This is a genomic window from Halomicronema hongdechloris C2206, from assembly GCF_002075285.3.
Taxonomy (GTDB): domain Bacteria; phylum Cyanobacteriota; class Cyanobacteriia; order Phormidesmidales; family Phormidesmidaceae; genus Halomicronema_B; species Halomicronema_B hongdechloris.
Genome location: NZ_CP021983.2, coordinates 5,127,423 through 5,151,319, shown reverse-complemented (window position 1 = coordinate 5,151,319; position 23,897 = coordinate 5,127,423). Strand labels below are relative to the sequence as shown.

The 23,897-nt window shown below is 55.3% G+C and carries 20 protein-coding genes; 11 read left to right on the top strand and 9 right to left on the bottom strand.

What is annotated here, in order from left to right; translation table 11 throughout:
* The first annotated feature begins 39 nt into the window (after nucleotides 1-39).
* Nucleotides 40-1,848: an ArnT family glycosyltransferase gene (locus tag XM38_RS23505; protein ID WP_080811766.1), complete on the top strand. Its 1,809-nt coding sequence runs from the start codon at nucleotides 40-42 to the stop codon at nucleotides 1,846-1,848.
* A gap of 168 nt (nucleotides 1,849-2,016) precedes the next feature.
* On the opposite strand, the gene cysK is transcribed toward XM38_RS23505, so the two are convergent.
* The 6 genes from cysK to XM38_RS23475 form a co-directional block, all read right to left on the bottom strand.
* Entirely contained in the window at nucleotides 2,017-2,979 is a 963-nt protein-coding gene (gene cysK, locus XM38_RS23500; protein WP_080811764.1) for a cysteine synthase A, read from the bottom strand.
* Between the two features lie 9 nt (nucleotides 2,980-2,988).
* Nucleotides 2,989-3,423 (bottom strand): RrF2 family transcriptional regulator, encoded by a 435-nt coding sequence (locus tag XM38_RS23495; protein WP_080811762.1) that lies wholly within the window; start codon nucleotides 3,421-3,423, stop codon nucleotides 2,989-2,991.
* A gap of 157 nt (nucleotides 3,424-3,580) precedes the next feature.
* On the bottom strand, nucleotides 3,581-5,089 hold the full coding sequence (locus XM38_RS23490) for an iron uptake porin (RefSeq protein WP_088431223.1): 1,509 nt from the start codon (nucleotides 5,087-5,089) through the stop codon (nucleotides 3,581-3,583).
* A 391-nt stretch (nucleotides 5,090-5,480) separates the two neighbouring features.
* Nucleotides 5,481-6,941, bottom strand: a complete 1,461-nt coding sequence (locus XM38_RS23485; protein ID WP_080811760.1) for an iron uptake porin — start codon at nucleotides 6,939-6,941, stop codon at nucleotides 5,481-5,483.
* Between the two features lie 396 nt (nucleotides 6,942-7,337).
* Nucleotides 7,338-8,795 (bottom strand): iron uptake porin, encoded by a 1,458-nt coding sequence (locus XM38_RS23480; protein ID WP_088431221.1) that lies wholly within the window; start codon nucleotides 8,793-8,795, stop codon nucleotides 7,338-7,340.
* 362 nt (nucleotides 8,796-9,157) lie between these two features.
* Nucleotides 9,158-9,439, bottom strand: coding sequence for a 4a-hydroxytetrahydrobiopterin dehydratase (locus XM38_RS23475; protein WP_080811756.1), 282 nt, complete (start codon nucleotides 9,437-9,439; stop codon nucleotides 9,158-9,160).
* 376 nt (nucleotides 9,440-9,815) lie between these two features.
* Here XM38_RS23475 and nadC point away from each other — a divergent pair, with 376 nt between their 5' ends.
* Complete coding sequence (gene nadC, locus XM38_RS23470; protein WP_088431219.1) at nucleotides 9,816-10,718, top strand: carboxylating nicotinate-nucleotide diphosphorylase; 903 nt, start codon at nucleotides 9,816-9,818, stop codon at nucleotides 10,716-10,718.
* 576 nt (nucleotides 10,719-11,294) lie between these two features.
* Here nadC and XM38_RS23465 read toward each other — a convergent pair.
* Entirely contained in the window at nucleotides 11,295-11,666 is a 372-nt protein-coding gene (locus tag XM38_RS23465; protein WP_080811753.1) for a DUF2237 family protein, read from the bottom strand.
* A 225-nt stretch (nucleotides 11,667-11,891) separates the two neighbouring features.
* Here XM38_RS23465 and argS point away from each other — a divergent pair, with 225 nt between their 5' ends.
* The gene (gene argS / locus XM38_RS23460) at nucleotides 11,892-13,649 is read left to right on the top strand and encodes an arginine--tRNA ligase (protein ID WP_080811750.1); all 1,758 of its coding nucleotides are present in this window, start codon (nucleotides 11,892-11,894) and stop codon (nucleotides 13,647-13,649) included.
* Nucleotide 13,650: 1 nt separating this feature from the next.
* On the opposite strand, the gene hisIE is transcribed toward argS, so the two are convergent.
* A complete protein-coding gene (gene hisIE, locus XM38_RS23455; protein ID WP_080811748.1) occupies nucleotides 13,651-14,301 on the bottom strand; it encodes a bifunctional phosphoribosyl-AMP cyclohydrolase/phosphoribosyl-ATP diphosphatase HisIE in 651 nt (216 codons plus the stop codon).
* A gap of 775 nt (nucleotides 14,302-15,076) precedes the next feature.
* Between hisIE and XM38_RS23445 the strand changes: the two genes are divergently transcribed.
* The 8 genes from XM38_RS23445 (at nucleotide 15,077) to XM38_RS23410 (ending at nucleotide 22,385) form a co-directional block, all read left to right on the top strand.
* Complete coding sequence (locus XM38_RS23445) at nucleotides 15,077-15,343, top strand: BrnT family toxin (protein WP_080811746.1); 267 nt, start codon at nucleotides 15,077-15,079, stop codon at nucleotides 15,341-15,343.
* Nucleotides 15,344-15,345: 2 nt separating this feature from the next.
* Nucleotides 15,346-15,603, top strand: coding sequence for a BrnA antitoxin family protein (locus XM38_RS23440; RefSeq protein WP_080811744.1), 258 nt, complete (start codon nucleotides 15,346-15,348; stop codon nucleotides 15,601-15,603).
* A 409-nt stretch (nucleotides 15,604-16,012) separates the two neighbouring features.
* Complete coding sequence (locus XM38_RS23435; RefSeq protein ID WP_088431217.1) at nucleotides 16,013-16,231, top strand: hypothetical protein; 219 nt, start codon at nucleotides 16,013-16,015, stop codon at nucleotides 16,229-16,231.
* Nucleotides 16,228-16,509, top strand: coding sequence for a ParE family toxin-like protein (locus tag XM38_RS29285; RefSeq protein ID WP_088431215.1), 282 nt, complete (start codon nucleotides 16,228-16,230; stop codon nucleotides 16,507-16,509). Before XM38_RS23435 ends, XM38_RS29285 begins: the two co-directional genes overlap by 4 nt.
* A 241-nt stretch (nucleotides 16,510-16,750) precedes the next feature.
* The gene (gene hemL, locus XM38_RS23425) at nucleotides 16,751-18,052 is read left to right on the top strand and encodes a glutamate-1-semialdehyde 2,1-aminomutase (RefSeq protein WP_088431213.1); all 1,302 of its coding nucleotides are present in this window, start codon (nucleotides 16,751-16,753) and stop codon (nucleotides 18,050-18,052) included.
* 216 nt (nucleotides 18,053-18,268) lie between these two features.
* On the top strand, nucleotides 18,269-19,069 hold the full coding sequence (locus tag XM38_RS23420) for a HEAT repeat domain-containing protein (protein ID WP_080811739.1): 801 nt from the start codon (nucleotides 18,269-18,271) through the stop codon (nucleotides 19,067-19,069).
* Nucleotides 19,070-19,195: 126 nt separating this feature from the next.
* Nucleotides 19,196-20,545, top strand: a complete 1,350-nt coding sequence (locus XM38_RS23415) for an MATE family efflux transporter (protein WP_225889394.1) — start codon at nucleotides 19,196-19,198, stop codon at nucleotides 20,543-20,545.
* Nucleotides 20,546-20,666: 121 nt separating this feature from the next.
* On the top strand, nucleotides 20,667-22,385 hold the full coding sequence (locus XM38_RS23410) for a cation:proton antiporter (protein ID WP_088431211.1): 1,719 nt from the start codon (nucleotides 20,667-20,669) through the stop codon (nucleotides 22,383-22,385).
* On the opposite strand, the gene XM38_RS23405 is transcribed toward XM38_RS23410, so the two are convergent.
* Nucleotides 22,382-23,875: a carotenoid oxygenase family protein gene (locus XM38_RS23405; protein ID WP_080811733.1), complete on the bottom strand. Its 1,494-nt coding sequence runs from the start codon at nucleotides 23,873-23,875 to the stop codon at nucleotides 22,382-22,384. The two genes, XM38_RS23410 and XM38_RS23405, sit on opposite strands and share 4 nt — an antisense overlap.
* Nucleotides 23,876-23,897: the final 22 nt, after the last annotated feature.

Sequence of the window (23,897 nt, the reverse complement as noted above, 5' to 3'; positions counted from 1 at the left end):
GGGCTATGCTGTTTTCCGCTTTCCCTTATCACATGTCCTATGGCGTCTCGGTCTAAGTCTTCTCCGATCTTCCCGTGGCTAAAACGATGGCTCTCTGTTCCGACGCTAATAGTAGGCGCGTCTATCCTCTGGGTGCTGTTGATCAGTTGGGTAGCCTTTGGTTGGCAGCTAGGCAGTACTGGCCTGGTAGATGAGACCGAACCCCTATTTGCCGAAGCCGCCCGACAGATGTACGCCAGCGGCGATTGGATTACCCCCTATTTCAACGGCGACCCCCGCTTCGACAAGCCGCCCTTGGTGTACTGGGGTATGGCTCTGGGCTTTCATCTGTGGGGAGTGACCGAATGGACCGTGCGACTGCCCTCTGCCCTGGCAGCATTTGCCCTGACGGGCTTTGGCTTTTATAGCCTCCGGCGCTTCGGAGTTCCCCGTCCCCAGCCCCTTGCCAGCGACACCAGCCGCTCCGGTCAGAGCCAGGCAGCCCTCTGGACCTCGGCCTTCATCGGCGCCGCTGTGTTGGCTTTCAATCCGGAAACCATCGCCTGGGCCAGAACCGGGGTTTCAGATATGCTCTTGGCTGCCACCATGGGGGCGGCGTTGCTGGCCTTTTTTCTGGCCTATGCTCAACCCCAGACTCCCCAGCGACAAACGGCTTGGTATCTGGCTGCCTATGGCTTTGCCGCTCTGGCGGTGCTGACTAAAGGACCTGTGGGTATCGTCTTACCGGGGCTGGTTGTGCTGGTGTTTCTGGCCTACACCGGTCAACTTTCTCTGCTATGGCGAGAGATGCGCCTGGGCCCAGGTGTGCTGCTGTTTCTCGTGATAACGATACCGTGGTATGTGCTGGTCATTCAGGCTAATGGGCAAGCCTATATCGAGTCATTCTTTGGCTATCACAACGTCGAGCGCTTTACTCAGGTGGTTAATGACCATGCCGCCCCCTGGTATTTCTATTTTGTGGTGGTGGCGGTGGGGTTTTTGCCCTGGTCGCCCTTCTTACCCTATGCGATCGCACGTCTGCAACCTTGGCGACGACGCTTCTGGCAACGCCAACCCCGCACCAGCCATCTCGGCCTCTTTGCCCTGATCTGGTTTGCGGTCATTTTCGGATTTTTCACTATAGCCGTCACCAAGCTCCCCAGCTATGTGCTGCCCTTGATGCCTGCCGCGGCCATCCTAGTCGGCCTCGCCTGGGGCGACGCCTTACTGCACACACCATCCCTTCGTCCCATGGGCTGGGGGTTTCGAGTCAGTGTCATCCTCAACCTAGTCCTATTTATCGGCTTGGGAGCTGCCGCCCTCTACAGCCCCAACTGGATCGGCAATGATCCCGCTATGCCCAACCTGCCCGAGCGCCTTAGCCAGTCAGGCATCTTGGCTCATGCCGCCATCATCTGGGGGCTCGCCGCCCTCGCCGGTCTGGTACTGATAATTCGCCGCCACAGCCCCTGGCTCTGGAGCATCAACCTGATCGCCTTCGTTGCCTTTCTTACCATCAGCATCCTACCCGCCTATGGCCTGATCGACACCGCCCGTCAGGCTCCCCTGCGACAGCTAGCCCACATCATCCAGACGCAAGCAACAAACACCGAGCCCGTCATCATGATGGGCTTCAAAAAACCCAGTCTGGTGTTCTATAGTCAGCGCCCTGTCACCTATATCTATGCAGCCGACGCCGTAGACCAACATCTCCACCGCCTAACCGCTCCATCAATTTGGTTAGTCGGTCGCCGCCAAGAAATTGCCCAACTCACATTTCAGACCTACCAGCCCACAGAAACAATCTCCCAGGGCACCTATCAACTGGTAAAGCTAACCTGCCCTGACATCACCCAGGATATTTCCTAGGGTCTCGTATGGCAGAAGACAGAAGAATGCATTGAACCTTTACTGATAGAGATCTCAATCACCCAAGCTGTCCTAACCAAACCGGGATTGCCGTAGCAGCGTATTAATCGATATTTGCGCCCTTCTTTCCCTACCAATGACCAGCAGCTGAACTTACACCGCAGCCTCCTAGGTCAGTGCCACCGGGGCCATCAATTCAGGATCCTGGAACAGCGGCGTACTCAAATATCGCTCACCAAAGCTAGGCTGCACTACGACAATTAGCTTACCGGCATTTTCCGGTCGACAGCCCACCTCAATAGCCGCCTTGACCGCAGCTCCACTAGAAATTCCAGATAACAGTCCCTCTTCCCGAGCTAAACGGCGGCCATAGGCGATGGCCTCGTCATCAGACACCTGAATGACTTCATCAATCAGAGAGACATCCAGCACATCAGGAATAAACCCAGCGCCGATCCCCTGGATCTTATGGGGGCCTGGACGTCCTCCCGATAACACTGGACTGTTGGTCGGCTCCACCGCGATGGATTTCACCGTTGGCTTGCGCTGCTTCAACACATCCGATACGCCAGTAATGGTGCCCCCTGTGCCCACTCCAGCCACTAAAAAATCGACGGTTCCTTCGGTATCTGCCCAAATCTCCTCCGCCGTAGTACGGCGATGGATGGCCGGATTTGCCGGATTGCTGAACTGTTGCAGCATGTAAGCATCCGGCAGAGAGTTTACGATTTCCTGGGCCCGCTGAATACAGCCACCCATGCCCTCCAACCCCGGGGTCAGCTCCAATTCCGCCCCATAGGCCCGCAACATGGCCCGCCGTTCAGCACTCATGGTCTCTGGCATGGTCAAAATCAGGCGATAGCCCTTTGCCGCTGCCGCCATAGCCAGGGCAATCCCTGTATTCCCTGACGTCGGCTCCACCAGAGTCGTTTGTCCTGGTGTAATCACACCAGTGGCTTCGGCCGCCTCAATCATGCTGATGCCAATCCGATCCTTGACCGAGGCCGACGGATTCATTCCCTCCAGCTTCATCACGATCTGAGCGTCACACCCATCAGTCTTCGGGATCCGAGTCAATCTAACCAGAGGTGTACGGCCAATGAGTTCAGTAATGTTGTTGGCGATGCGCATAGTCATTGCCTAGATGTAGTACATAATGTCGAGCTGCTGTTTGACATTGCGGCGCTCCAGGAGATCCTGCAGAGTATATTTCTGCAATACCGTCTCCGCCGCCTGCCGCACCTCTTGCCATACCTCCCCCACGACCATACCCGCCGCTGTCTGGGGCGACTTTTCCATATCGGTCTGGGTATCTAATCCTTCGATGCAGCTAACCACTTCAAACAGAGTAATGCTCCAGGGGTCACGCGCCAACAAGTACCCTCCTCGCGCCCCTCGTTGACTGCGTACTAACCCCGCCCGCCGTAGTATGGCTAACAATTGCTCTAAATATCGATCCGGAATCGACTGTTGGGTAGCAATCTGCCGAATCTGCAATGGCTCTCCGCTAGCGTAGCGAGCACTCAACTCTATCAAAGCCAGCAGAGCATATTCACTCTTACACGATAAATCCACAAACAGTGTTATTTTTCTTGGGCATCCCTCCCAGTATACTCCGGTTCCCCACTGGAGTTTGCCAGATTATAGCGTCATCACCATCGCACAACAAAAGCCCCGCCAGAGACGGGGCTTTTGCTCAACAGGACACAACTATGAACCGTGACCAACCAACTTAGAACTTGAACTTGGCCCGAATGGCACCGTAGAAGGCTTCCTCATCAGCCACGCCACTATCAATGTCACCGTAAATAAGCGATGGTGTGATCTCTATGAACTCATTGACAGGGATTTGGTAGTAACCCTCAACCATCCAGGGGTTAATCCCAGAGGTAAACTCAGGCAAAGCCACATAGAAAGCACCAAGTTCAGCTCCCTCAATAAACAGATCGGGGACTGCGATACCAGCCTGCCAAGAGGTGGTAAAGTCGTCGGCTGTTGCCGGAGCTGTCCCCTCTACTAAATCATGGTAGCCGAAGGAGCCCGCCACAATGAAACGACCGAAGTCTAGGCTAAGCAAACCACCAATAGTTTCCGTTGTGACGGTAGCATCAGCCCCGCCAACGAACCCAAATCCGCCGACTTCAGGGAAATCAACCCCATCGGTACCTCGGAGGTAGACAGCTGCCGCACTAATGAAATCGCTGAGGTAGCTCACTTGGCCGAAGTAGCTTTGTTCATCCGAGCCGGCCAAGCCCACTAAAGGATCAGACCCATCATTCGCATCGAAGGAATAGCCACCATCGATAAAGATATTCTCAGTCAACTGGAAGCTAGCCCCGATACCAGCAGAGCCACCCATGCCAAAATCATAGAGAGGCGGCTCACCCGGATCAGACACGCTGTTGCCATCCCAGGGCACGATGGAGCTGGTGGCAAAGTCGTCGGTGCTGCGGCCAATCGCAGCCAACTCAATGGTCAGACGCTCACCGATGGGGAAGTTGTAGTAAAGATCATCAATGGCAACGTCAAAGTCATCACCATTGTCTTCAAAGTCGTCGCCGCCGCGAGCAGCCACTAAAGCGTCTTCGCCACTGCCGGCTTCTAGACGCACCCGCAGGCGATCCCGGCCAGTGAAGCTGGTGTCAAAGTTCAAGCGAGCCCGGCTCAGGAAAGTGGTGGAATCTTCAACGCCCTCTAGCTCGTCGAAGGGAGCCACAACATGGCCAACCACCTCGCCTCGTAGCTTGGTTGTGGTGGAGAACTGGTTGGCTTCCAGTTCAGCGACATCGGCTTCTAGGGCATCGACTCGACCCCGCAGGGTAGCCAGTTCAGCCTGGAACTCTTCTTGCAGACGACGGATGGTGGCCAGGTCGCTCTCACCGACACCACCACCGACGATCAAATTGGAGATAACGTCTAAGCAGGCATTCAGACCAGCGGCAAATTCGTAGCGAGTCAGGGCCCGGTCACCGCGGAAAGTGCGGTTGGGATAGCCTTCGATACAGCCGTAGGTCTCTACCAGGTTTTGCAGCGCCGTGTAGGCCCAGTCAGACGGCAACACATCGGACAGCTCATCGACGCTGGTTACCTGAGCCAGCTCTAAAGAATCCTGAGAGCCCAGGGCCTGTACACTGGGCTCAACAGGAGCAGATTCGGCGGCCACAGAGGCACTGGCCACAGTCAGCACTGTGCCGAGAGCAACTGGACCGGCTAGGAGTGATTTCCAAAGCAGGTTTGACATGTCTAATAATCTCCTCACACCAGAGAACTGCGTATAATGTTGTACGCACCTCCATTATGAGTCCGTCAACCCGAGAAAAGGTCATGGAAAGCTTAAAATTAGCTGAGAATTTCCTGAGAGAGTATTATCCGATACAGACAAGTTAGGCATGCAGCTTAACCTCGGCTTAATTTGATATGGGTTTTGGATGAGAAAAGGTAAGCCCCCTGTTACTGTACTCCGGCAATCGGGAAGGAATTTCAAGTCAGATTCTCTCGAGGCTCTTACGAAGTTGCCGTGATCCCTGAGCCCAGTATCGATAGCAGCTTTAACGGCACCTGCTTACTCTTCAACCAAAACCAAAAAGCCCCGCCAGTGGCGGGGCTTTCAGATAATGGGGACTTAACTGAACTTAAAACTCAAAGGTAGCTCGGATGGCACCGTAGAAGGCCTCTTCATCGGCTGCACCAGAGTCGATATCACCATAAATCAGTGCCGGAGTAATGGTGAGGAACTGATTCACGGGAATCGAGTAATAGCCCTCAATCATGTAAGGGTTAACACCGGAAGCGTACTCAGGTAGGGCAGTATAGTAGGCACCCAGCTGAGCCCCTTCGATAAACAGATCGGGAACCGCAATCCCGGCTTGCCAAGAGGTAGTGAAGTCATCGTCACCAACGGCGGGCGTGCCATCCAGATCATGGTAGGAAAAGTAGCCACCAATCATGAAGCGACCAAAGTCAAGGTTAGCCAACGCAGCAAAGGTATTGGTAAAGGCACCATCGCCACTATCGCCGCGGATGAAGGTACCAGCCAGATCAAGGATACCATCACTGATGAAGGTGACCTGACCGATGTAGCTCTGCTCGGAAGCGGCTGAGATGCCAATTAGGGGATCAGCACCCTCGGCTTCGTCAAAGGAATAGCCGGCATCAATGGCAATGTTGTTGGTGAGGGCAAAGCTGAAGCCAGCACCAGCACTACCCCCCATATCAAAGTCATAGAATACAGGACCACCGGGGTCAGCCACGCTGGGGCCATCGAAGGGCACGATGGTGCTGACCACGTAGTCATCGGTAACGATGCCGTTAGCCGCAATGATGATATCTAGGCGATCCCCAACCGGGAACAGGTAGTAGAAGTCATCAATGTCGACATTGTAATCACCGTCACCACTAGCATCATCACCATTAGCTAAGCCACCACCAGCAACTAATGGATCAGCACCACCACTAGCCTGCAAACGCACCCGTAGACGATCTTCACCGGTGAAGCTGGTATCGAAGTTCATCCGCACCCGGTTGGTGAAGGTAGTGGAATCCTCAACACCCTCTAACTCATCGAAGGGAGCAACGATGTGGGAGTCCACTTGGCCACGCAGTTTGGTTGTGGTGGAGAACTGGTTCGCTTCCAGTTCAGCCACGTCGGCTTCCAGGGCATCGACTCGACCCCGCAGGGTAGCCAGTTCAGCCTGGAACTCTTCTTGCAGACGACGGATGGTGGCCAGGTCGCTCTCACCGACACCACCACCGACGATCAAATTGGAGATAACGTCTAAGCAGGCATTCAGACCAGCGGCAAATTCGTAGCGAGTCAGGGCCCGGTCACCGCGGAAAGTGCGGTTGGGATAGCCTTCGATACAGCCGTAGGTCTCTACCAGGTTTTGCAGCGCCGTGTAGGCCCAGTCAGACGGCAACACATCGGACAGTTCATCGACGCTGGTCACCTGAGCCAGCTGTGCGGGCTCGGCAGCACTCAGTTCGTTGAAGCTAGGCTCAACAGACTCAGCGGCTACAGAGGTACCAGAGATAGCGAGCACTGCACCGAGGGCAGCAGGCGCTGCCAGCAGTGATTTCCACAGCAGTTTAGACATGTCTTATTTTCCTCACACCTTGGAAAAAAACAGGCCAGCACCCCTTATCGGGAGCTGACATCAAACTAATCACTCCTTGAGCTAAGCGAGGAGGCTAGCGAGTCACAGGCAGACCAGTTTACCCTCCTCTTAATCTGCTCATCAAGATGCTAGCAGATCCACCAGAGGGCGGCTAGAGTTTTTAGACAAAAAATGCCCTGAAACGAGGCCGTGTGAGGAAATCCTGACTTGGGGCTAGGGGCTAGTCGCAACACATAACCTTCGCTTAACTCTAGATAGGGCAAATTATTCAACGGGGGACGTGAGTCTTGCACTGACTTGGCAAGCATTATCCCTGGGTCGAGGGCTCATGGGAGGACACCCTCTCGTGAGGGCGTCCCTTCGCAATACGACGCTCTAGAACTCGAAGGTAGCTCGGATAGCACCGTAGAAGGCCTCTTCATCGGCTGCACCAGAGTCGATATCACCATAAATCAGCGCCGGAGTAATGGTGAGGAACTGATTCACGGGAATCGAGTAATAGCCCTCAATCATATAGGGGTTCTCACCAGAGGTGTACTCGGGCAAGCCGGCGTAATAAGCACCCAGCTGAGCCCCTTCGATGAACAGATCGGGAATGGCAATCCCGGCCATCCAGGAGGTAGTGAAATCATCGTCGCCAACGGCGGGCGTGCCATCCAGGTCATGGTAGGCATAGTAGCCACTAACCATGAAACGACCGAAGTCGAGGTTGGCTAGACCAGCAAAGGTATTAGTAAAGGCACCATCGCCACTATCGCCGCGGATGAAGGTACCAGCCAGATCAAGGATGCCATCGCTGATGAAGGTGACCTGACCGATGTAGCTTTGCTCGGAAGCGGCTGAGATACCAATTAGGGGATCAGCACCCTCGGCTTCGTCAAAGGAATAGCCGGCATCAATGGCAATGTTGTTGGTGAGGGCAAAGCTGAAGCCAGCACCAGCACTACCCCCCATATCAAAGTCATAGAATACAGGACCACCGGGGTCAGCCACGCTGGGACCGTCGAAGGGCACGATGGTGCTGACCACGTAGTCATCGGTGACGATGTTGTTGGCCGCGATGATGATATCTAGGCGATCCCCAACCGGGAACAGATAGTAGAAGTCCTCGACAATAACGTTGTACTCCTCACCAATAGCATCATCAGCATTAGCTAAGCCAGCACCAGCAACTAATGGATCAGCACCACCACTAGCCTGCAAACGCACCCGTAGACGATCTTCACCGGTGAAGCTGGTATCGAAGTTCATCTGCACCCGGTTGGTGAAGGTAGTGGAATCTTCAACGCCCTCTAGCTCATCGAAGGGAGCGACGATGTGGGAGTCCACTTGGCCACGCAGTTTGGTTGTGGTGGAGAACTGGTTCGCTTCCAGTTCAGCCACGTCGGCTTCCAGGGCATCGACTCGACCCCGCAGGGTAGCCAGTTCAGCCTGGAACTCTTCTTGCAGACGACGGATGGTGGCCAGGTCACTCTCACCGACACCACCACCGACGATCAAATTGGAGATAACGTCTAAGCAGGCATTCAGACCAGCGGCAAATTCGTAGCGAGTCAGGGCCCGGTCACCGCGGAAAGTGCGGTTGGGATAGCCTTCGATACAGCCGTAGGTCTCTACCAGGTTTTGCAGCGCCGTGTAGGCCCAGTCAGACGGCAACACATCGGACAGTTCATCGACGCTGGTCACCTGAGCCAGCTGTGCGGGCTCGGCAGCACTCAGTTCGTTGAAGCTAGGCTCAACAGACTCAGCGGCTACAGAGGTACCAGAGATAGCGAGCACTGCACCGAGGGCAGCAGGCGCTGCCAGCAGTGATTTCCACAGCAGTTTAGACATGTCTTATTTTCCTCACACCTTATTAAGAACAAAATCATTTAAAGGATATCCATAGCAGAATCATGCCATTAAGCATAGAAACCATCAATCCCTAAACAGCACGCAGGAAAGGCATTAGAAGGCATAAGCCATCCTTATGAAGGACAACGGCTAGAAGTTAAATTGAGAACCTTTTCTTTTAACCTCTTCTCAAATGTAAATCTGCTGATATCGCCTTGCTCACAGCAAGTTGTCGCCTGGAAGGGTTGTCGTGTCAGCGATGGGCTGGATTGAGCAAGAATAGCCTAAAAAAACCTCCTGAGTATCAGGAGGAATCGTTGACATGACAAGAGATCTCGATCGTGTCTGCTTTTCCGAAGCAGCTAGCTAATCTGATCCAGGGTTTTTGCCATGGCGAAGTCTTGCTCGGTGATGCCACCGGCATCGTGGCTGGTGAGGTTGATGGTGACCTTGTTATAGGAGATGGCGATATCGGGATGGTGCCCAGCGGCTTCAGCCGGCTCCACCAGCTTGTTGACGAAGTTGATGGCTTCGACAAAATCCTTAAAGGTCTTGACCGTTTGGATGGTGTTTCCCTGCTGCTGCCAATCGGAAAGCTGGCTCAGGTTGCTCTTGATATCGGTGTCGCTAAGTACGGCGGCCATGAAGATACCTCACTAAATGTCATCGCCTTTAGTTTAAAAAAACTATCCGCTCCCATCTGGGGAAGGAAAGCCCTTCTAGAGATGGGAGCGGTCTAGCGGATCTACAGGTTGAACCTGACTGCCGGGAGGAACCCTAGCGAGCCAGTTCTAATGCCTCTAAGAGGCGGAACTGATCGTCTAAAGAACAGCCCCGGCCCACAGCCGGATTACATCAACCTGGAGACCCATGCGTTTACTACTGTCTTGCATGGGCATCACCTCCTTATTCCCTGGACGGTCTATCTCAAGGAGACAAGCGTTGATTGATCAACACTGGTACGCAGCATAGCACAATTTATTTTGTTAGCTAATTTATCGAGGGCATTTGCCATCTGCCATGCTGCCACCTCAATTTATTTTGGATCCTCTGCTACAGATCTGGCTACGAGAAGATATCGGCCGGGGTGACTTATCTACCCAAGCTCTGGCGCCGGTTCGAGACGAGGTTAGGCAGGGCGTCTGGCAGATTAAGCAAGCGGGCGTAGTGGTTGGGTTGCCAGTGGCGGCTCGGGTTTTTGAAGTGTTGGATGCTGAGGTATCTTTCATGCCTCAGGTGTCTGAGGGGGAGTTCTGGGCAGCCGGAACTACCATTGCTTGTCTTCAGGGTCCTTTGGCGGCTCTCTTGATGGGGGAACGGGTGGCTTTAAATCTGGTCATGCGGCTGAGTGGTGTCGCCACCCTAACCCGACGCTATGCGGACCAGATTGCGGATCTACCGACGCAGCTGGTGGATACTCGCAAGACAACGCCTGGATTGCGGTTGTTGGAAAAATATGCCACTCGCATGGGGGGGGCGGTGAATCATCGCCTGGGCTTAGATGATGCAGTGATGCTTAAAGATAATCATATTGCTGCGGCTGGCGGCATTGGGGCAGTGATGCAGAGATTGAGACAGGGAGCCCGAGGCGATGGCCCTTCAGGAAGAGTCGGTGACCATGGCATCCCCCACCCCATTTCCATTGAAGTGGAAACGGAGACCTTAGACCAAGTGGAAGAGGCCCTGGCCTGGGGGGTGGACATTATCATGCTGGATAATATGCCCTTAGACAGAATGGCTGAGGCAGTGCGACGAATTCGTCAGCAGCCGGCTCCGCCGCTAATTGAAGCCTCCGGCAACATCACCCTAGAGACGATTCGGGCTGTGGCTGCCACCGGGGTGGATTATGTCTCTACCAGTGCCCCCATTACTCAGGCTCCTTGGCTGGATATCAGTATGACGCTGCAGGGAGTAGGGGAGTGATGGGGTGTTGGCGCAGCCTGCCCGCAGGGGTTAGGGGTGACTTGCCCTGTTCGGGTTTCGCAAGCGACATGAAACGCGAAGCGAGTGCTTTGCACTCAGCGACTCCGCTCGCGAAGCGACCCCGGAGGGGTTAAGGAGTAACGAAGTCGAAGGGTGGGGTGTTGGGGTTGAGTGAAGAGTGTTAAGTGTTGAGTGTTGAGTTCTCTCGGTAAGGATTGAATTCAGCCCTTAACAAGTCAACCATCAAAACTCCCTTTCCCGCCCACATCTGTCTCAGCTTTGGTTTACTCGTCAGGTCAAAGTGCCCCTCGCGACTCCACAGATGCAACGCGATCTATCACGACCAATCGACAAGTCCTTCCGCGGGGTCCAGGGTAGTTCGACTCCGTTGCTCCTGCGGAGCCGCTTTGCGAACACCATAAGCGATTCGACTGCACTCACCCCAAGCGGCATGGCCTATCGAGACCCAAGCAGATTCCTGCGGACAGGTAAATCGGTCCCCCGATGGGCCCTATCCCCTACTCGACCCCTCTCTCACTCGCCATCCTTCTCATCTCCCCATCTACCCTCTTCCACTCACTGAAGATCGAGGGCATAAGCTTTGAGATCATCTAAGGAGACATGCTCCAGGGCCGAGGCGTGGGTGGCTTCTAGGATGACTGGAGGTGCCACTCCTGTCTCTAAGGCTTCCTGCCAGCGAGCCGCACAGAGACACCAGCGATCGCCAGGCTTGAGGCCAGGAAAGTTGAATCCAGGTAGGGGGGTGCCGAGATCGTTGCCCTGGACTTTGGTCAACGCTAGAAACTCCTCGCTGACTTGGGCACACACCACATGGGCTCCGAAGTCACCAGCACCAGTATTGCAGCAGCCATCTCGATAGAAGCCGGTGATCGGATCGGTGCCACACACCTCGAGGTTGCCCCCTAAGACGTTGCTGGCATTGGCCATGGCGCGCTCCTCCGGTTCTTTACGCTTCCCTTGTCATTATGCCGTCAGAATAATAGATGGCGGAGGATAGCTCGTCTATCTGAAGACTAGGCTGGCACGGGGGATAGAGGCCACGAAGGGATTGCCGTAGGATGAGATAGGGGTTGCCTGGGGCACCTGCAGCAGGCAACTGGTCCATGGGTGGATGGTCTCGTATTGATCTTTGGCGTTGATGGCACACACAGCATGAAATCGACACGTTCCCTCCTACAGTCGCGGTTGCAGCAGGCCATGGTGGCGGCCTTTGGGGCTGACTTGGCTACGGCTGATCCGATGCTGGTGCCGGCCAGTAATCCTAAATTCGGTGACTATCAAGCTAATGGGGCCATGGCCCTGGCGAAACCCCTGAAGCAGAATCCCCGTGCGATCGCAACTCAGATTGTGCAGCACCTGGACGTCAGTGATCTGTGCCAGCCCCCCGAGATTGCTGGCCCCGGCTTCATCAACCTGCGGCTCAACCCTGATTACCTAGAACGCCAGCTGCAGGGCTTGCAAGCTGACAAGCGCCTCGGCATTGCCCCAGTGAAACAGCCCCAGACGGCCGTGGTGGACTTCTCCAGTCCCAACATCGCCAAAGAAATGCACGTGGGCCATCTACGCTCCACCATCATTGGTGATTCCATCGCCCGAGTATTGGAGTTCATGGGGCACGAGGTGCGACGACTCAATCACGTCGGCGATTGGGGCACCCAGTTCGGCATGTTGATCACCCATCTGCAGGAGGTCTGCCCCCAGGCCATTGCCGACTCCAAGTCTGTAGACATTGGCGATCTGGTGGCCTTCTATAGGCAGGCCAAGGCCCGCTTCGATGCCGATGACCACTTCAAAGCCCAATCGCGCCAGGCCGTAGTGGCGCTGCAAGCGGGAGATGAGCAGGCTCGTCAGGCCTGGCAGGCGCTGTGTGAGCAATCCCGCCAAGCCTTTCAAACAATCTACGATCGCCTAGATATTCGCATCGAAGAACGGGGGGAGTCATTCTACAACCCCCTGCTACCTGAAGTCGTTCAGGACTTAGAGGCCCAGGGCCTACTGGAAGAGAACCAGGGAGCCCTGGTGGTCTTTGCCGAGGGCTTCACCAATAAAGCCGGAGAACCGCTGCCCCTGATCGTACGTAAGTCTGACGGTGGCTATAACTACGCCACCACCGACTTAGCGGCGATCCGCTACCGCATTCATCAAGACGGCGCCGACCGCATCATCTACGTGGTCGATGCCGGCCAGAGCAATCACTTTGCCCAGGTATTCCAAGTGGCCCGCAAGGCTGGCTGGGTGCCCCCAGAAGTGGAATTGGTCCATGTGCCCTTTGGCGTGGTACAGGGGGAAGATGGCAAGAAGTTCAAGACCCGCTCCGGCGACACGGTACGACTGCAGGATCTGCTGGATGAAGCGGTGAGTCGGGCCCGGGTCGATCTAGAGGCTCGCATTGCCGAGGAGGGACGCCAGGAATCTGAGGAGTTCATCCAGGCCGTGGCTGAGGCCGTGGGCATCGGTGCGGTCAAGTATGCCGATCTGAGCCAGAATCGTACCAGCAATTACATTTTCAGCTTCGATAAGATGTTGGCCCTGCAGGGCAACACCGCTCCCTATCTGCTCTATGCCTATGTGCGGGTGCAGGGGATTAGCCGTAAGGGCGGCATCGACTTTGAACACCTGTCGGCTCAGGCCCCCATCTGCCTGGAGGATGAGAGTGAGTTCACCCTGGCTAAGCACATTCTGCAGCTGGATGAGGTGCTGCAGGAGGTGGCTACGGATCTATTCCCTAACCGTCTCTGCCAGTATTTGTTTGAGCTGAGCCAGAAGTTCAACCAGTTCTATGATCGCTGCTCGGTGCTGCAGACAGCGGATCCTCAACGCACCTCCCGTCTGATTCTCTGTGATCTCACCGCCAGGACCCTGAAGTTAGGGCTGAATTTGTTGGGGATTCAGGTGCTGGAGCGGATGTAGCCTAGCGACGTCGTTCTTGTAGCCGCCGGTAGACCGCCTTCAGGTCGACATCGTGGTGGGCCAAGGCTACCAGGGTATGGTAAAAGAGGTCGGCTACCTCACCGGCAATGGCCTCGGGGTCGTCGTCTTTACAGGCCATGACCACTTCGGCCGCTTCTTCACCGATTTTCTTGAGGATGCCGTTGTCGCCCTTAGCCAATAGCTTACAGGTGTAGGAGTCAGGGGTGGGCTGGGCTTTGCGATCGCAAATCACCCCAAACACCTGGGACAAGGTATCCGCCGGCGGGGCCTGCTTATGGTCGTCAACTTGGTGAAAGCAACTACGCTCTCCCGTATGGCAGGCAATATCGCCCAGTTGCTCCACCGTCACCAACAGGGCATCACTATCACAGTCGTAGCGCATCGCCTGCAGCCGCTGCCGATGGCCCGAGGTCGCCCCCTTATGCCAAAACTCTTGGCGAGAGCGGCTCCAAAACCAGGTTTCGCCAGTCTCCAGGGTGCGCTGCAACGACTCTCGATTCATCCAGGCCAGCATCAGTACCGTGCCGTCCAGATAGTCCTGCACGATTGCAGGCACCAAGCCCTGGTCGTTGTAGCGGATCTGGTCTAAGGGCACAGCAGTTTGCAAGGAGGGAGAGACAGGGGCAGCCATGGGTTTGCTAGAAGGACGGGCAATCTAAATCGTAATGTCTACGCTATCAGACCGTCACCCAATCGCCCTGCTCTGCTAATGAGTAAGGCCAGCTTTTACCGCTGAGCTCCATGGCAGGGCTTGTCGCTCAGTGGCGGTGGATCACGATAAGATCGCACTAATTGCACCAGTCAAAGGCTCGCCCGAGGAAATTTCGCTTTTCCGGGACCCCTACTCATTCAACACCAGCACTAAGGCTTGGATGCTCAGAGGGGCCGCCTCCCAATCCGCCTTGGGAAGCTTGATACCTCGATTTGAAGCTCGTGCAGTGGTTGTTGCTGTACAAGTCAGTTCTTTTTCCACTGTTGATCTCGCATTTGCTTGGACGTAAGCACCCAATGTGCCTTTAATTTTGAGGCAAGCTAATTTATTCTTTGAGTTTGATGTTTGCTTTTTCCGTGCGCGTTCTGAATTTGAAGTCCGTCCCAAGCAGATTGAGTAGGCATAAAGACAGGATTGCTAGTTGGAAGCGATCAGTCGGGCATGGTCTAACAACCCGGTTGGAGCGGACTGATGAGAGATTTTGGTCATGTTGCAGAGGTTACTAGCAGCTGCTCAGCCGGAACGTTAGCCCTCAAATCTTCGGTCGGGGCGGTGCATAAATCTTACCTGTCAGTGCTTAAACCAAGTCGGTCGCAAGGTTGCCTGTAGGGCAGCAATTTGTCGTCACCTGGAGAGTAACCAGAATTAGAGTTTGCGCCTGGCAATATGTACAGACGTGCATACTATAATTGAGATGGTCTATCAATGGAACAGGGATAAAGCAGCCGCTAACCTGCGTAAGCATAGTGTTGACTTCGCTGATGCAGTACCAGTTTTCTCAGATGACCTGGCGATTACCATTCCAGATGAGCGATTTGACGAAGAGCGGTTTGTCACTATTGGTCTCGATGCATTTGGCAGAGTTTTGGTGGTTGTCTACACGTTACGCGGAGACGAGATTCGAGTCATCTCTGCTCGCAAAGCAACTCGACAAGAACGCCGACAATATCAGGAGGGTTAGTCATGGCAGCGGAATATGATTTCAGTCAAGGAAAGCGAGGCGCAATTGATCCAACACCATCAGGTAAAACCCGCATCACTATCCGGCTAGATGATGAAGTCTTGGCGTGGTTTCGTGAGCAAGTTCATATTGCCGGTGGTGGCAACTACCAAACTTTAATTAATGAAGCCTTGCGTCAGCATATTCAGGCCAGTCGCGAATCTTTAGAAGAAACCCTACGAAAAGTTGTTCGTGAAGAGCTTAAACGTATTGAGAAGTAAAATGTGCGCTAAGGGCTAACAATCTTGGTGCAGCGGATTGATTGAAGCGGCTTCTGGATCATTAGTTTTTCGGCAACAGCTGACCAGGAACGTTATGCAGCTCAATTCTTTGTAGAGGTACCAGATTACAAGTCAGAGCGGGAAAAGTGGCAAGGTGATTTCAATATCTATCGAATTGTTGAAGTCCTTGGAGTTATTGATTGCAATGATCCCCCGGATTCTGCATAGGCTATAAAGAATTATCAGGGTGGGGACGTGATGTTTTTAGAACCGATGCCGACTTTCTAGCAGCGCTGGCAGGATAAAGGGAGTTTAGCAGCATTTCAGACTCGTGTTCAGACAATGTTTAATCTGCCTGAAAGCAGCGATAATAAGCAGAGTGTGCTCTGATACTTTGAGCGAGGTAGCGATGACTGAGTTGCTTGAGCGTGCGATCGCTAGGTTGCGAAACCTGCCTGAAAGTGAGCAGCATGCGATCGCGTCGATCATTTTGGAAGAAATGGAGGATGAACGGCAGTGGGATGAAGCATTCTCCAGTTCTCCAGATCTCCTTGCGAAACTCGCAGCTTCGGCAATGGCTGAATACCATTCTGGAGAAACCCAAGAACTTGATCCAGACACGTTGTGAAGTCATGCACTACTGCTGAGTTCTGCAGACTGTTTGCTAATTTGCCTCAACCGGTTCAGCAGCAAGCTCGTGCAGCCTATCGGCAGTTTCAAGCAGACCCAAGCTATCCAAGCCTACGTTGCAAGAAGGTGCATCCGGAACTCCCCATTTACTCTGCCCGCGTGAGTAAGAGCTATCGTGCAGTAGGTCAAATAGACGGAGATACAGTGATTTGGTTTTGGATTGGTTCACAGGCCGAGTATGACAGACTTTACGGCAGATATCACCGTGCGGCATGACGTTACCCGCTACTCACCCACTCGCCTACCCATTCACTCCCCATCTCCCCCTTTCCGTTCTCCGCCCTCCGTCCTCCGTTTTCCCCCTATCCCCTCCGCTACATTCCTTAATATCCCTTAAGCAGTTTCAACCCAACCGATAGGATAGTGAATGCGGTCTAAACAGGTCTGAGCTCGCCTGATGGCGGCTAACGCAACCCCATGACTGCTGTCTTAACGCCAGGACTCGAGGAGACTCATTTTGGTTAGCACCACATCGTTGAATACAACCAAATCACAAGAGATTTTTGCCGCTGCCCAAACTCTGATGCCAGGCGGCGTTAGTTCCCCGGTACGGGCCTTTAAGTCTGTCGGGGGCCAGCCCATTGTCTTTGACCGGGTCAACGGCGCCTATATCTGGGATGTGGATGGCAATCGCTACATCGACTATGTGGGCACCTGGGGACCTGCCATCTGCGGCCATGCCCATCCGGAAGTGCTGCAGGCTCTATCAGAGGCTCTGCAGAAGGGCACCAGCTTTGGGGCACCCTGCAAGGAAGAAAATGTGCTGGCAGAGATGGTGATTGAGGCCGTTCCCAGCATCGAGATGGTGCGCTTCGTCAACTCTGGCACCGAAGCCTGTATGTCGGTACTACGGCTGATGCGGGCCTACACTAAGCGAGACAAGGTGATCAAGTTCTCAGGCTGCTACCACGGCCATGGCGACATGTTCTTGGTGCAGGCAGGCTCTGGGGTGGCCACCCTGGGCTTGCCCGATTCTCCCGGGGTGCCGAAAGCCACCACCAGTAGCACCCTGGCTGCTCCCTACAACGATCTAGAGGCAGTCAAGGCCCTCTTCGCAGAGCATCCCGATGACATCGCTGGGGTGATTTTGGAACCGGTCGTCGGCAACTCCGGATTTATTATTCCTGATGCTGGCTTCCTGGAAGGGCTGCGGGAGATCACTCGGGAACACGGTGCTCTCCTGGTCTTCGACGAAGTGATGACGGGCTTCCGCATTGCCTACGGTGGGGCTCAAGCGAAGTTCAACGTGATCCCTGATCTCACTACCCTGGGCAAAATCATTGGCGGTGGCCTACCGGTGGGCGCCTATGGCGGTCGGCGAGACATCATGGAAATGGTGGCCCCTGCTGGCCCCATGTACCAGGCGGGCACCCTTTCCGGCAATCCCCTAGCCATGACCGCCGGGATTAAGACCCTGGAGCTGCTGAAGCGACCGGGTACCTATGAGCAGCTGCAGCGCACCACTAAAACCCTGATCGAGGGGATGCTGCAGGCCGCTAAAGAGAGTGGCCATGCTACCTTTGGCGGCCATATCAGCGCCATGTTTGGCATGTTCTTCCAGGCGGGACCGGTCCATCGTTACGAAGATGCCAAGCAGTCTGATCTGGAAAAATTCAGCCGCTTTCATCGGGGCATGTTGGAGCGGGGTATTTATTTAGCCCCCTCACAATTTGAGGCAGGATTCACGTCTCTGGCCCACACCGACGATGATATCCAGGCTACCCTGGCCGCAGCTCGCGAGGTATTCGCCGCGCTATAACCAGGGCTAACTAGCACTCTGTGGCAGAAATTATGCCTCTGTTGACTAGTGTGGAAAGGCTGCATTTATCAGGATTTCCCTTTCTGCCTTTCTGCCTTCCTACTTCTGCCTTGGTATACTAGCTGCTCTTCCCTGGTTGGCGGTGCATTTGACCCAGTACTCTGGGAGAGTAGCTGGTTAGGGGGCCAGTGGCCTCTGGTGCACTAAAGTGGATTTATGTACGACGACGACGACCTAACGACGCTTGATCTCGAGCAGGACTCAGAGACAGATGCCCTCGACGATGACGAGGCGGATCTGGACTTCGTCGATCCCTTAGATCAACTGGAACCGTTAGATGGCCCGGCTAGCGGTCCCCAGCTTAATCCTGAGGTGATGTTGCCGTTGTTGGCCTCGTCAGATACCCAGCAACGGATGCTGGCAGCCCGAGCCTTCTGTGACCTACAAGATTCCCGAGCTGTTCCGGCCTTGATTGGATTGCTGCAAGATCTATGCCCTCTGATTCGAGTCAGCGCTTCCTATGGTCTGGGTCGCAACCCCGACTCAACCGCCGTGGAGCCGTTGATTCAGCAGCTGCACCAGGATTGGAATGGTTATGTGCGCAAGGGGATTGTCTGGGCCCTGGGCAATTGCCGTGATGGTCGTACCCTGGTGCCCTTGATTGAAGCCCTGCGCACCGATATTTCGGCAGTGCGGCTCTGGGCCGCCAGTGCTCTGGCTCAGATGATATATGTCAGCTATGACGCCTCGGTAGCGGCAATGCCACCGCTGATTGAAGCCCTGCGACGGGATGCGATCGCAGCGGTGCGCAGTAACTGTGCCTGGGCCGTTGGCCAACTCTGTCGCGAATTACCCGCCAATGTGGTCTATGCCACCGCCATCGATGCCCTGATCGAGACCTTCGCCGAGGAAGACGATTTGGGAGTGCGGGAAGACGCCCGCGCGGCTCTATTAAAGCTGGGGGACACCCGCGGCTTGCAAACCATTGAGGAGATTGAGCAGGACGGCTTTTTTTAACATCGTTTCCAAGGATGCAGGAGGCTCATAGGGTTTCCTCCACCAGGGCTAGGGATTTACGGATCACCCGATCGGTCAAATACATCCTAGTTTTTCGGCGTTTTTAGGCTAAATATAAGCCCTATTGTGATTGCCTTGCCCTTGCCCAAGTTCACCGCCCACTTCTTGCGCCTGGCGGCCGCCAATATTCTCTCGAACCTGATGGTGCCGCTGGCGGGGTTGATTGACACCGCGTTTTTAGGACATCTGAACGACATTCGGCATCTGGCCGGGGTGGCGTTGGCCACGGTAATTTTCAATGTGCTGTATCACAGCCTGGGCTTTCTACGCATGGGCACCACGGGGCTAACGGCCCAGGCCCGAGGGCGTGGTGAGGACGACGAGGTTTGGCGGGTGGCCTTGCGCAATGGCAGCCTGGCCTTAGGCTTGGGCTTACTAATCCTGCTACTGCAGGGGCCGATTCGCACCGTCGGCTTTGCCCTACTCCCAGCTGAAGCAGCGGTGCAGGTAGCGGGAGCGGCCTTTTATAACACCCGCATTTGGGGAGCGCCGGCGGTACTACTCAATCTGGTGCTGCTGGGCTGGTTTCTGGGGCAGGGCCAGGGACGGCGGCTGATACTTCTTTCGGCCTTAGGCAATGGAGCCAACATCGGCTTAGATTACTTGTTCATTCGCCAGTGGGGTTGGGCTAGTGCCGGGGCGGGGGCGGCTACGGCCCTGAGTCAATATGCAGTATTGCTGGTGGGACTGAACTGGGTATTGAGGGACGGGGGTTGGGGCCGCCTGAGTCGGCTGCTGCCGCAGTTGCGAGACTATACTGCCTTGCGGGGCTTACTGCAGTTGAACCGGGATATTTTGATTCGTACCCTGGCCCTGGTGGCCAGTTTTGCCCTGTTTACCCAATTCAGTGCCAGGCTGGGAACGCCAGTGCTGACCGCCAATACTCTGCTACTGCAGGTGATTAGCCTGACGGCCTATTTCGTCGATGGCATTGCCTTTGCCACCGAGAGCTTAGCGGGGCAATTCCATGGCAGCGGTGAGCGCCAGCACTTGAGATGGTTGCTGGGGTTAGGGGGGACCCTGAGTGTCGCCATCGGCATCGGCATCGCCCTGGGATTTTCCCTTTGGCCGATCCCCTTGTTTGGTCTGCTTACCGGTCACGGCGATGTGGTGGCTCGGGTGGGACACTATGTCTGGTGGTTGTTGCCGAGTTTAGGCCTGGGTGCGATCGCATATCTCCTGGATGGCTATTTCCTCGGGCTCACCGCTGGCAAAGCCCTGAGGAACTCCAGCCTCCTGGCGGCAGCCGTAGGATTTTTACCCTCAGCCCTCCTGGCTCAGCACTTAGACAGTCCCCATCTGCTCTGGCTGGCCTTTACCCTATTTATGGCGGGTCGAGCCACGACATTGGCTCGTCTGGTGCCATCAACCCTGACATCTTTGGATACAATTGAGACCTTTGGAGAGTTGAAATAGTTACCCTCCGCCTCCTTACCTGCCACAACCTGGTCGCGGGCAGACCTTCCCACCGCCTCGGCGCCAGCCAGCCGACTAGTTCCTCTCTTGCCAAGTTTTTACCCCGTCGCTGACTCCAGCCATGGCCGCCGACAATAATTTCATTCTGGATCTAACCCTGGCCCTGGGCTGTTCGGCCGTGGGAGGGTATATCGCCAACCGCTTAAAGCAACCTATCTTGCTGGGTTATCTAGCCACAGGCTTGCTGATTGGTCCTTTCGGCTTTGGCTTACTCAGCGACGCCGAGCAGATTCGGGCCCTAGCAGAACTAGGGGTCGCCTTTTTGCTGTTTGCCCTGGGGGTAGAATTTTCCCTGGCCGAGTTAAAGCGAATGCGCAAAATTGTGGTCCAGGGCAGCCTCTGGCAAATTGGCCTGACCATTGCCCTGGTCAGCAGCATTACCGTGGCGGTAGGCTGGGCTGCCACGTTGACCCAGGGCATTTTCTTGGGGCTAGTGCTGTCCCTGTCGTCAACCGCCGTGGTCTTGAAAACCCTGAGTGAACGAGGGGAGACCAACACTGTTCATGGTCAGGTGATGTTGGCCATTTTAATTGCTCAGGATCTGGCCCTGGGCTTGATGTTGGCGGTTTTGCCCGCCCTCGATCCGGAGAATCCCCTGGGGGTAACCCTAGGGCTGGCGCTGCTCAAGATCACGCTGTTTTTGATCGGGGCTCTAGCTTTGGGGCGCTGGGTAGTGCCGCGGCTGATCCAGGCGGTGGCGGCCACCGAGAGCAACGAGCTGTTTCTCTTGGCCATCGTCGGCCTGTGTCTTAGCATCGCCTGGATCACCTCCAGGTTAGGGCTGTCCATTGAAATGGGAGCCTTTGTGGCCGGGCTGATGATTTCTGAAATCGACTATGCCGACCACGCCCTAGGCAAGGTGGTGCCGATTCGAGATACCTTTGCCTCTCTGTTTTTTGCCTCCATCGGCATGTTGATCAATCCGGAGCTGGTCCTCCAGAATCTGGGGCCGATTTTGGGGTTTGTCACCCTGGTCATGGTGGGTAAAGCGATGATTATTTTGCCAGTGGTGTTGCAGTTTAAGTTTTCGCTGAAGACAGCGGTATTAACAGCAGTGGGGCTGAATCAGATCGGAGAATTTTCCTTTGTGCTGTCCCTGGTGGGCTACGACATGGACCTGATCGATGAACGGCGCTATGCCCTGCTGCTAGGCACCACTGCCGTTACTCTGGTGCTGACGCCATTCGGCATTCAACAAGGGCCTAATCTGAGTCAGCGCCTGGCCCGGCTGCCGTGGATACAGCGGTATCTAAAACGGACGGAGGACCCTGCTCTGTTGTCGGTGCCGCAGGGGATTAAGGATCATGTGATCGTGGCTGGCTATGGCCGAGTCGGGCAGGTCATTGTCAATATCTTGGTGAGCCAGGGCTATCCAGTATTGGTGATCGAAAATAGCGAGGCGGCGGTGCAGCGGTTGCGATCGCACGGCATTCCCTTCGTCTTTGGCGACGCCGATGCCGAACAGATTCTCGAGAAAACCCACCTGGAAACCGCCAAAGCCCTAGCCATTGCCCTGCCCGATCCCACCAGCACCCGTCTGTTGCTGCAGCAGGCCCTAGCCCGCGCCCCTCATCTAGATATCATCGCCCGCTCCCACACCAGCCAAGAGATCGATCTGCTCACCCAGATGGGGGCCCGGGAAGTGGTGCAGCCTGAATTCGAAGCCGCCCTCGAACTGGGGGCCCATCTACTCAACACCCTAGGAGATCCGCCCCAAACCATCCGCGCCGTGATCAAAAGTATTCGCCGCGATCGCTACCGCAGCATTCGCGATCGCTAACGTCCCGCCTCAGTCGGCCCGAAATAGCATTCCGTAAAGCTGCCATGCAGTCCATAGGGCACATGATGGGCAAGCAACAGCCGCGCCAACGGGCCCTGTTGAATATCCCCAGCCTCAAAAATCGCCAGGTCAGAACAGCGCCGGGCCGCATTATAAAGCAGCAACAGCAACCAACCGTCATCTTCAGCCTGGCCCTGGGGCTTAGGCACAAACACCGGTTCTCCCGAGAACCCCTGGGGAGCTGCACTCCAAACCTGCTCCTCGCCACTGACCAGATCTTGCTTCAGCAGCGCCTGCAGCGGCGCATTGCCGCGAGGCGCATGGGCCGCCCCCAAATAGAGATAGCGATAGGGCCGTCCCTGCCGTTGCGGATGCAAACAAGGAAACTCACAACAGCGCTCAATCAGCGGCTCCCGAGTGACCATATTGTGGTCCAAATTCAGGGTAAAGCGCCACAGCTGCCCTTCCGGCACCGCCTCAAAATCAACCGTGCGATAATCTTCCTGCTCCAGGCTAGGAAAATCGCGATAGCAGATCGAATCCACCACAATCTGCCCCTCTTGCTCAAAGGCATTGCCATGGTGAAACACAAAACAGGGAGCCGTCTCCAGGGTTTGCACCGCTCCTCCATGGCGAGGAATCACCCAAATCTTAGTGGGCTCCTCCGGCTTAAAAGTGATGCACTCTGCCGCCCCCTTCAGCCCCAAGAGATAGGGCAATGGATTGTAGGCCACAGGGGCCTGGAACAACAGGGCATAGTGGGGAGTAATGGCGAAATCATGGATAAAGGCGAAACCTGGCACGGAGTGAGCCTGCCGCTGCACCAAGTTACCGTGTAAATCAAACTCGTACAGGGTAATAGTCGTCGACAGGCCCGGCTTGATGGCGAAGTTAACCAATCGAGGCGGTTGTCCCTGGCTGCTATCCCCTGGATCAAACCGGGGATGAGCGGCAAAGGCATCCCCCTCGGCCAAAGTCCCATCTAAATGGTCTAGGCCCAGGGTCTCCAGAGTATAAGGATCGAGGCGATGGGGAGCCGCAGCCTCCCAAAGGGCCAGCAACTTATCGCCCCAGTAGATCACATGGGTATTGGCAATATTCTTCAGCCGCAAGTCCAAGGCATTGGCCAAGACTCCACCTGGCTTTTGAGTGCCAAAGACACCGCGGTAGAGAGGTTTACCCGCCTGTTGCTCTGCCACATAGCCCCCGGTACGCACGAAGCGATTGCGATAGAAGGCTCGCCCTTGGCTGAAGGCAATACTGTTGACCATACCATCCCCATCGAAGGGATGGCGCACCGGATAGCCATGGATATCCAACAAGCCGGGGCCATTACGAAACAGAGTGCCTTCCAGCTCCAGAGGAATTTGTCCTTCAACCTGATCGATCCAGTAGGCAAATTCCTGGGGCTGGGAGCGATAGCCCCTCAGCCAATCTTCCTTCGAGAAAGACGACTGCTGAGCTAACTGGTTGGGCTCGAGAGTTTGCATGGGTTAGCGAGATAAGGTGAGC